This window comes from Bacillota bacterium, from assembly GCA_036504675.1.
Classification (GTDB): Bacteria; Bacillota; Sulfobacillia; order JAJYWN01; family JAJZPE01; genus DASXUT01.
Genome location: DASXUT010000170.1, coordinates 1 through 9,585 on the forward strand (window position 1 = coordinate 1; position 9,585 = coordinate 9,585).

The window sequence follows — 9,585 nt, forward strand, 5'->3', positions numbered from 1 at the left end:
ACTGGTTCAAATCCAGTATCGCCCACAAGAGCAAAAGAGCAGGTCTGGATACATTTCCGGACCTGCTCTTTTTGTTTCTTGACGGTCAGCTTAGGTAGCTACTACTGCCGATCTACTGCCAGACGGTGAGTGCGGGGCTGACCGACAAACCTAGATGTAGGATGACACTGAAGTTCGCGCTGGGGGCATCCAAGCCTGCGTCAGGGACATTTGCGGTTGCACTGGCTACTCAGAGAGGGGGTATCACCTAGCCGTGACCTAGCAACAAAGGCCTGAAAGAGGTCACGAAGGAATCCATCAATGAAGTCACAACCCGAGAGTTCCCAAGGTCTTTGTCTTGCTGTCCAACTCGGGATTCGCGGGTCTGGCTGCCGGGAACTGACCGGTCTACGCGGCCGTCCAAGGTTTGAGGGGTTTCCATGGGGGAGGTCACCAATGAAGCGGCTTGCGTTCCTTGTCGCTCTCCTGCTGGTCTGGACGACCCTTGGCGGATGCAGCCCGCGCCCGCCGGTGCCAAAGGACGCCGACCGGGTGCTCATGGTGACGCGTCTTGGGTTCCTACTCTCGACCGACGGGCTGGCCCAGGACTTCCTGCACACTTTGCGCCAGGAGATGACCCATAAGGTCGAGGGCCAGGAACTTTTACCCACCGATTCGATTCGATTGATCATCTCGAAGGGGTTCTCAGGCCCGGGCCAGGCTCTGCTGTATGATGAGCCCCGCGGGCTCGTCTTCTGTTCGGAGGGGATCTACCGTCTCTCCCAGGAGTTGCCGACCTGGCAGTTGGCGCGGGATGACTCGATGTCCGTAAGGACCGGCACCTATGCCTTCTCCGGACCGGTGATGGAGTGGCTGGAGGCCGAGGGTAAGGACAGGGATATGGCCGCGGTTGTGGGCTGCGGCGGACTGATCGGCGGAGAGAAGATATTGCTCGTGACCGCGGGGGCGGAGCCGTCCGGCGGGAAAGTCGTCGACCTTGTCAACGCCGACTACCGCGAAGGCGCCTGGCGGCTCATGTTTGCGCTCAACGAATCTCAAGGAGAGACGGCCGCCCAAGGAGACGCGCCCCCGTTTTCCGGGTTCGTCGCCGTGTTCCCGGGTTCCGCCAAGATCGAGGTCTATGTGCTCAGAGAGGGCCTCTGGGGACAGAGGCCCAAGGGCGGACCCGTCAAGGAGGAGCGGATTCCGGTTCCGAAGTCGAATCCCCCGAGTTCGGAGCCGGCCGACGTCTGCCGGACCCTGTTTTCGGATTACCTGATGGGGTACAAGTCGGCCGCAGCGGATATCAGTTTCCGCCTGGCCGACTATCGCATCGATTCGGTGGAGTTCTGGCCCGAGAAGTCAGCCGCCGGACAGCTGACCTACCTGGTTAGATTCTCCGTCCTCCCGGCGGGTGAATGGAGCGTTTGGGGGGCCGGTGACGGCAGGCTGGACCCCGATGGCTGGATCGTTGGGAAGTCCTTCTTCGTGCATATCGCCGACGAGGGGGCGGGCTACCACATCGAGCTTCTGGACAACGGCAGCATTTAGTCCAAAACCGGTTGCTGGGGGTGAGCATTATGCGGGCTGTTTCCGCTATCCCAAGAGCCGTTCCCATAGCATGATGGGTCTCAACCCTAGCGGGATGGCCAATGAGGAATTGGCCGTGATGCCTGATGTCATTGTCGAGCCGACCGCTGCACAGTTGCTAGAGCGGGTAACAGAATTGGAATCCAGCACTCCTGTCTTTGACGTCTTGCTGGATCCGGCGCTAGAAAGAACCTTGCAGATTGCCATTGGAAGACCCTAGTTGGGGCCGTAAGCTGGCCCTCCGCCAGTGAATCATGACCCGTGTCGTTCGATCATGGGGATCTAGGTGAAACAGAATTCAATGGCAGGCATACCCCCGCGGGATACTCGCGGACCCGCTTCAGGACTGTATCCTCCGCCTTCGCTGCCGCGTCCTCCTGCATCGTTTCGAGGACGCGGCCATACCGCTGCATGAACATGCTCGGGTTCGAGTGCCCCAACCGTTTCGCGGCGACCTTGGAGGGGACGAATCGCTATTGAGGAGAATCCTACTCTCCGTCCTGATCGGTGTCAGGTTCTCCAGCGTGAGCCAGTCCCGCATGGGTGGCTCGCGGCGCCCGGTATTACGTCGCGTCCGGCCACTAGACCTGTAGAAAAGGGGGAGAACGCCATGCGTGGCAGGGTCTTCCCAGTCATCGCCCTGATTCTTGCGTCTATGGTCACAGGGTCCGAGGGGGGCGAGGGGTTCCGGTGGGATTCCGTAACCCCATGCCCATTTACGAGACCGGAGGTCTCAGACATGTACCACTTGATGCAGGAGTTCGGTCGTCACCGTGATCGGGTTTTCGAACCTCTACGGGCTTGCTCCATGGCACCCGGAAATGAAGCACCCCATAAGCTCACGCCGGCAAAAATACAAGCTGCCAGACTGAAGTGCCTGCCTTACGATGTCTTTGAGCAGCTTGTCGAGCTTGGGCTAAATGGCTGGAGTCTCGAAGAAGGGACCCGCATCGTTGCCGGGGCGGCGACGCAGCTTGAGGAGATGCCTGAATCCATCAGCGGGGTTTCAGCTTTAGCATGAAACGAACACAATCCCTCAACTCGATAATTATTGGTTTCGCAAGTAGGCGTTGGCTCGCGATTGCTGCCCTTTTTGCCTCCCTAATTATAGGCGGTCTTCTTGAGGCTTTCCCGGTGGGGCTAATGCAGCAAGCCGTTGACACCATAGCCCGATCGTCCAAGTGGTCGCTGGTAGTGGGCCTCGTTGGGGCCTGGTATGCCTGTCGGTTGGCTCGGTCAGCAGCCAGCCTTATCTCGGGTGTGCTGGCAGGCAAAATCGGCTCTGGACTAGGTAATGAGGTTAGCCAAGCCATGTTTCGGAGGCTAAGGGAAACCAGCTTCATGAGATTGAAGGCTGCTTCATCCTCGGAGACTGTGTCTCGTGCGGTCACCGATTCCTTAGAGTTGGGGAATGCGCTAACAAGACCACTTGTAACAATTGGCGAAGGAGCTTTCATTTTCATCTGGTCATTCGCGTTCTTGGCAAGAATTGACGCCTTGCTTTTGGCGGCATGTCTGCCGCTCGGGGTTTTAATGCTGTTGGCCGGTAGGTGGGTCTCTACGCTGAACCGCAAGACTCAGTTCAGGCATAAGGATTTTCGAACAAGGGCCGTTGACTGTCTCTTGGAGACGCTTTCAGGATACAGAGAGATAATGATCTTTAACCTTTGGGGTCACCAGTCTAGGGTCTTCGCCGAAGTTAGCCGAGGGGTTGCGGCAACGCAACAGAAGGCTTCAGCCCTTTCAAGTGGACTGTCAAGTGCCATGGACGCTCTCTGGCCCCTGGCCACTGTAGTTAGCCTGGGACTGGGAGGGTATCGCACTATGACGGGCCACTTGACCGTCGGTGGTTTACTCGCGTTCATGTGGTATGTTCAGTGGGTTCTGCATCCAATCAGCCAGATTGCTTTTTACCAGTCTGAGATCCAGAGTGGTCTCGTGGCCGCTCAAAGGGTACAGGAAATGCTGGACTGGTTCCCACCGCGTGAGACGCTGGGACGCACTGTCGAGATCCACCAACAGTTGGAAGCAAGAGGCGTCACATTCGAATACGAACAGGGAAAGGCGATCTTGCGTGACGTGAACCTTATAGTCCGGATAGGAGAAGTTGTCGCTTTAGTCGGGCCAACTGGGTGTGGAAAGACCACTCTCGCCGAAGTTGTCTTGGGTCTCCTTAAGCCGCAGTCGGGTAGCCTTCTTGTAGATGGACACAGAATTGACTCGTCGGAGGTATGTGGCTCGCCCTCGATTGCGGCCGTGTTCAGCGAGTCGCACCTGTTCGACCCCGACCCGCAAGCAAACATAGCTATGGTTAGAGCCCAATCGGGCTTGGGTTTGGCAGGAATGGATGGCGCCATGGGCGTTGGGGCCGAGATCATCGAAGACTTGCTCCCCAGTTCTCAGCCTAACGGGCTTTCCAGTGGTCAGCGCCAATGTGTGGCGTTGGCCATGGCGCTCGCACGGCAGGCAAGGATATTGGTGCTTGATGAGGCCACTTCTGCCTTGGACACCGCGACCGAGGAGCAAATCTATGCCAGATTGTCCAAGTGCCGCAGAGACATCGGGTGCCTGTTGATCTCGCACAGACTATCCAGTGTGATAGGCGCTGATCGGATCTATGTGATGGACAACGGGAGAATAGTGGCCTGCGGTCGCCACGAAGAGCTGGTTTCCAGCTGTGATCAGTATGGGCAGATCTATGCCGCACAGTTTGACCTGGGGGGTAGTCAATCGTGAAAGAGCGGTTGATTGTGGTCGAAGAACGGCCCAGGCCACTGTACCCGATTGAAGAGCACCCAGAAAACAATAACCCGACACGTTTGGGAAGATGACCGGGAACAGGTCCACCAAATGGCCTCACAGCCGAGGGCAAAGACATCTACGATGGACGCAAGGAGATGATTGAGCGGAGCTTCGCGGACGGCAAGGAGTTACACGGCCTGAGATACGCCAGAATGCGGGGGCTGCCAAAGGTCCTAGAGCAGTGCTTGCTTACGGCCGCGGCCCAGAACGTCAAGAAGCTGGTTCTGATGCTCAGCCGACGGGAGTACCATCTTCAAACGGCCTAAGAAAGGCAGAAGGCAGCTGTGTCAACAGTCTAACGGCAAGCCGGACATTGATGTCCGGCTTGCCGTCTTTCCGTGCCCGAGACCGAAGGGTCCGGCCGCGGAGCCTCTGCCCGTCAGGCGCTCAGTCGCTTGCGGGCGGCGACTGTCCAAAGGTAGATCACCGCCCCCAGCAGGGGCAGAGCGAGGTCGATCACCGTCGATAGACTGCGGGAGCTGTACAGGCCGAGCCCCACCATGGGCGATCCATTGAAGAGCAGCGGCAGGTCCGGCACTCTGTTGGGCCACATCGGATGGGTGATGAAGTCCAGAAGTCAATGACTGAAGACCAGACCTCCGATGACCACCCCGGTACGGTTATTGCGATAAACGCGCGCCGCTACCAGCGCGGCTATCAACGACCAAACCACCGACATAAGAAGACCGTGAGACAAAGGGGCAGGGCCGGGGTTCAACAGGGGACCGGTGGTTTTCTCGATGCCCGTGAGGGCGGTGACACCCCACAGGATATCCAAACCCTCCACGGCCACCAACAGGATGCCGACGGGCACTTCCGGAGCGACGCGTTTGGCCGCCAGGCCGATTCCGAGATGTCCTAAACCAGCCATTGTCGATTCCCCTTTGCTTTGAATTACTGCCCCAGCCGAAAGAGCCTTCTGGCCGTCAGGGTCAACCAGACCAGGTTCAGAAGCCCGCCGACCCCGGCTAGGACCACGGCCGCGCCATAGAACAGCGAGACAAAGGTCGACCAGATGGTGAAGATGGACAGGCCCACACAGCCCAGGATTCCCGCGTAAGCTGCTGCTTTGGTGAAGACCTGGCCGCGCAGCATGACGACAGCCATGGTCAGGCTGGCGATCTCACCGATCAGGAAGCCCGCCAGAGAGCCGGGCGTGAAGTCTTCACCCCGGGCCAGGATCGCCTCCCCGGCGGCGACCAACCCGGACCTCTGCGCCTCGGCCGTGGCCGCCGCGTATCTCCCGCTGAGGGCGGACATCGGGACGGCCGGGTTGCTCGCGATGTAGACCGCCATGCCCACGACGAAGAGGATCAGGGCCAACGCCGCGTATGCTTGGTTGACCCGCCGGTGAGCCGCGAAGAGAGCGAGGAACATCGGGAGCAGCAAGGGCATGGCGATGGTGTTCAGGAACCCAAGGGCCCGGAGCCCGAGGAACCAGTTGCCCTGCAGCAGGGCGAACCAGTCGGTGACGGTCAGGGTTCCGGGCTCTGGAGCCCCCCCTGGCAGGAAAGTGATGATCACGTCCAGCAGGTACACCGTCACGGCGATCAGGGCCGCCGCGCCACCGAGCCGGTAGAGGCTCTTCCAGCTTGTGTCGGCGGTTTCAGCGCCGGTGTCGACAACAGCAGTTGCATTCAACTCCAAGGCTGACATCCGATTTCCCTCCTAGTCAATCCGCTTCACCGACAGCAGGGTCAGGTTCAAACGGCAGACGGCCCCCAGCAGTCCGACCAGCGCCGACTGGTCGGGGACCGATCCCGTCAACACCGTTTCACCCGTCTCCGACACCGCGCAGGTGAATCCGTCAAACCAGTCGGTCCAATTCCTCGGTAGCCGCCCCGCCAACCGAATTTCGTACCGCATGACTCTACCCCAGTGCCGACCGCAGCATGGTCAGCACCACTTTCACCGCCATCGAGGCCCCCAGGAGCAGTGTGGCCTCCCGCTCCGTGGCGAGCAGCGGCAGCTTGACACGGAAGAGGACGGAACCGATCAGCAGCAGGTTGGCCGCGCCGATGACGATGCCCGCCACGGTGAAGGGGTTGAGCCAGCCGCGGGTGTAGGCCCCGGGCGAGACTCTGAACGCCTGCCCGCATAGTTGAGCGCCGAAGAACGCCAGCACGAAGAAGGCGGCGCGGCCGTTGCCAATCAGCGGAATCTTGATCCCCAAGGCGACGGCCGCCACCACCGCCGCCGACACGATGGCTGGGAAGATCCAGGTCGCACTCTGTCCAGAAGTCGCTTGCATATGCAGTTCAGCCTCCCTTTTGGTTTTCCAACCCCAATTCTGGGGCTAAACCGGGGAGGCTGAAAATCTACCAAAGGATAGATTCGCGGGTTTAGATTCGCGGTTTGCCCGCCTACTTCAGCAGGCCGAGCTCGCGTCCACGGGCCACCGCACCGGTCCGGCTCTGGGCCTCCAGCTTGCGGAAGATGTTGTGCACGTGGGTCTTCACCGTGCCGACTGCCACGACCAGGACGCCGGCGATTTCCCGGTTCGAGGACCCCTTGGCCAGCAGGTTGAGGATCTCGAGTTCGCGCTCGCTCAGGGGTTCGGCGAGCGGTCCGGTGAGCGGCGGGCGCGCCGGTCTGAGCAGGCCGCGAATCTCCTCCAACCGTCCCAGTCGGCCCGCCGCCTCGGCGGCCGCGGCCAGTCGGGCCCCCAGGGCCTCTCCCTCCGCTTCCCGGCCGCTGGCCAATAGCACCCGGGCCAGGGCGATGTGCTCGGCCTCCAGTCGGAAGGAGAAGGGGCCGTTGGCGGTCAGCCCACTCTCCCGGGCCCACCGCCCCGCCGCTTGCAGGTCGCCCAGCGCCAGCCAGGTCTCCACGCGTAGGGCCGCCCGCTCGCTCACCAGGTCGGGCAGCATCGTCCGGTCGCGCGTGGCTGACTCTTCCTCCTCCAGCAATTTCAGGGCTGCACCGGCAGCGCCCCGGGCGAGGCGGACTCGCGCGAGCGACTGGGCCGCGGCGGCGGTCGCGTGAGGGATATTCCAGGCTTGGTTCAGCCTCACCGCTTCCCGGGCTTGCGCCTCCGCCCCCTCCAAATCTCCCCGCAGGCGAAGCACGTCGGCCAGCACGGCACGGAGATTGCCGCACGCCCAGAAGCGCGCCTCACCCCGTTTCTCGATAGCCGACAAGTGGCGGCTGCACAGATCGGCCGCTTCGGTCACCCGGCCCTCAATCAGCCGCATGCGGGCCCACCGGGAGACGGCGACGGAGATCGAGCCGGTCGCCCGATTCGCCACGTCGCGTTCGGCCGTCCGCGCCAGCAAGGCTGCGGCGTGATCGAACTGTCCGCTCATGTAAAGGAGGTATGCCAGGGCCACCTCGGCGCCATTCCGCATGGCCGGGCTTCTCGCTTCCGGTATGTAGTCGGGCGCTTGCAGCATAGGCTCAGTGATCTTGTAGGGTTGTCCGGACAGTACAGCGATATAGGCCCTCAGGAGCTCCGCGAAACTCTGGATGTCGGGGCCTGGCGGGGCCTGGCGGTCGACGGCATCGAGCAGAGCGGAGGCCTTGTCCAGTTGCCCGATCACGCAATTCATCCAGGCCAGACCGGTACAGGACCCCGGCGACCGGCTGATCACGTCCGGCGGAAGTTTGACCATCAGAGCCAGAAAGGCAGGGCTGGCCATCTCCCACCAGCCTTCGGCGTGCCGCTCGACGAGGGCGAGGGTGAGGTCGTGGTCGCCGGCGGACAGGGCGTGCCCCGCCGCCTCCATGGTCAGGCCGTTGTCCGCGCACCAGGTGGCGGCCCGGCCGTGCAGGACCGGTACCAGCGCCGACTCGGTCCTTTGCAGGTAGGTCCGCAGCAGGTCGCCGAACAGGTGGTGAAACCGAAACCAGTGCCGTTCGGGGTCCAGGGGCACCAGGAAGAGGCCCTTCCGCTCGACTTGCTCAAGAAGGGCCCGGCTGTCTGGGAAGCCGGTCACCGCCTCGCAGAGTGGCGCGCTGAGTTGGTCAAGGATCGAGCCCTGCAGCAGAAAGCGGCGCAGGGGCTCGGCCTGCAGGGCGATGACCTCTTCCGCCAGATAGTCGGCGATGTAGCGGTTCTCGCCCGAGAAGGCCGTAATGAACCCGTGGGGGTCCGGGTGGCCTTCCAGGGAGATGGCCGCCATCTGCAGAGCCGCGATCCAGCCCTCGGTCCGCCGCTCCAGGGCGGCGATGTCGTTGGGGGGGAGGTCCAGGCCCATCGAGCGGTTGAGGAACTCCGCCGCCTCGTCGGGCGTGAAGCGCAGGTCGGCCGCCCGCAGCTCGGCCATCTGCCCGTTGGCCCGCAGCCGGGCCAGGGGCCACGGCGGGTCCGACCGGGTCAGGATCAACAGGCGTAGCGAGGCCGGCAGGTGCTCCGCCAGGAAGCCGACGGCCTCGTGGATGGCCGGTGCCTCAATGACGTGGTAATCGTCCAGCACCAGGGCGATGGGACGGTCGGCGGTCGCCTCCGACCCCGACCCCTTGACCGCCGCCTCCAGCCCGTTGACCAGGGGGGCCAGCAGCAGTTCGGGGGATGCGCCCGCATCCAGCTCGTCGGACAACCCGGCGAGGCCCGGCAGGGTACGGAGGGCGGCCAGGACATAGGCCCAGAAAAGGCCCGGGTCGTTGTCGCCGCGGTCCAGCGACAGCCAGGCCATCGGGTAGGCCAGCCCTTCATCGGTGGCCGCCGCGGCCCGCCACTCGCTCAGTAGGGTGGTCTTGCCGAACCCGGCCGGCGCCGAAATCAGGGTCAGCGGCCGCTGAAGGCCCGCCGCCAGCCGCGCGGTCAGGCGGGGGCGCCGGACGAGGTTCGGCCGGACGGGGGGCAGGTACAACTTGGTCATCAGCAACGGATAGGACACAGTGATCACCCCACCAGGCGTCTCAAATCACTGGAGTCGATGTCCAGTCATTGAGGAATACGCCGCGGGGGGCTGCCGCCCCTTCAGCCAAGCCGGGTGTTGATCTGCCCCAGGAGAGCGTCGGCAGACGCGGCTACGTCGGCAGATGATCATGACCACCGGCGCCGGCCCTTCGATCGGCGCCATCACGGGAGCCCTCACGATTGCGCGCTGGCGGGTTGTCGGCATCGTCATTGGGACGCGATGGGCTGGCGCAACGCTGGTCGGTTACCTGTACAACACGGCTGGGTCCACCGGGCTTGGCTTGGTGCCCTAACAGGTGAGCACGGGCCCGTCAATGAAAAGAGCAGGTCCGACGCAAGTTCGGGCCTGCTCT

The 9,585-nt window shown here is 62.5% G+C and carries 8 protein-coding genes and 1 pseudogene; 4 read left to right on the forward strand and 5 right to left on the reverse strand.

Annotated features, from left to right (window positions below; translation table 11 throughout):
• Positions 1-435 precede the first annotated feature (435 nt).
• From VGL40_13325 to VGL40_13340, 4 genes and pseudogenes are all read left to right on the forward strand, one after another.
• Positions 436-1,530 carry a hypothetical protein gene (locus VGL40_13325; protein HEY3316244.1) on the forward strand — a complete coding sequence of 365 codons (1,095 nt, stop codon included), beginning with the start codon at positions 436-438 and terminating at the stop codon, positions 1,528-1,530.
• Positions 1,531-2,308: 778 nt separating this feature from the next.
• Positions 2,309-2,590, forward strand: a complete 282-nt coding sequence (locus tag VGL40_13330) for a hypothetical protein (protein HEY3316245.1) — start codon at positions 2,309-2,311, stop codon at positions 2,588-2,590.
• Positions 2,587-4,305 carry an ABC transporter ATP-binding protein gene (locus tag VGL40_13335; protein ID HEY3316246.1) on the forward strand — a complete coding sequence of 573 codons (1,719 nt, stop codon included), beginning with the start codon at positions 2,587-2,589 and terminating at the stop codon, positions 4,303-4,305. The genes VGL40_13330 and VGL40_13335 overlap by 4 nt, the downstream gene beginning before the upstream one ends.
• A gap of 51 nt (positions 4,306-4,356) precedes the next feature.
• Positions 4,357-4,637: pseudogene (locus VGL40_13340) on the forward strand (transposase).
• 113 nt (positions 4,638-4,750) lie between these two features.
• Here VGL40_13340 and VGL40_13345 read toward each other — a convergent pair.
• The 5 genes from VGL40_13345 to VGL40_13365 all read right to left on the reverse strand — a co-directional run bounded on the left by VGL40_13345 (position 4,751) and on the right by VGL40_13365 (position 9,218).
• Entirely contained in the window at positions 4,751-4,909 is a 159-nt protein-coding gene (locus tag VGL40_13345; GenBank protein ID HEY3316247.1) for a hypothetical protein, read from the reverse strand.
• A gap of 39 nt (positions 4,910-4,948) precedes the next feature.
• Positions 4,949-5,242, reverse strand: coding sequence for a hypothetical protein (locus tag VGL40_13350; GenBank protein HEY3316248.1), 294 nt, complete (start codon positions 5,240-5,242; stop codon positions 4,949-4,951).
• Between the two features lie 23 nt (positions 5,243-5,265).
• Positions 5,266-6,027: a hypothetical protein gene (locus VGL40_13355; protein ID HEY3316249.1), complete on the reverse strand. Its 762-nt coding sequence runs from the start codon at positions 6,025-6,027 to the stop codon at positions 5,266-5,268.
• A 214-nt stretch (positions 6,028-6,241) separates the two neighbouring features.
• Positions 6,242-6,622 (reverse strand): hypothetical protein, encoded by a 381-nt coding sequence (locus VGL40_13360; GenBank protein ID HEY3316250.1) that lies wholly within the window; start codon positions 6,620-6,622, stop codon positions 6,242-6,244.
• A 112-nt stretch (positions 6,623-6,734) separates the two neighbouring features.
• Entirely contained in the window at positions 6,735-9,218 is a 2,484-nt protein-coding gene (locus VGL40_13365; GenBank protein ID HEY3316251.1) for a LuxR C-terminal-related transcriptional regulator, read from the reverse strand.
• Positions 9,219-9,585: the final 367 nt, after the last annotated feature.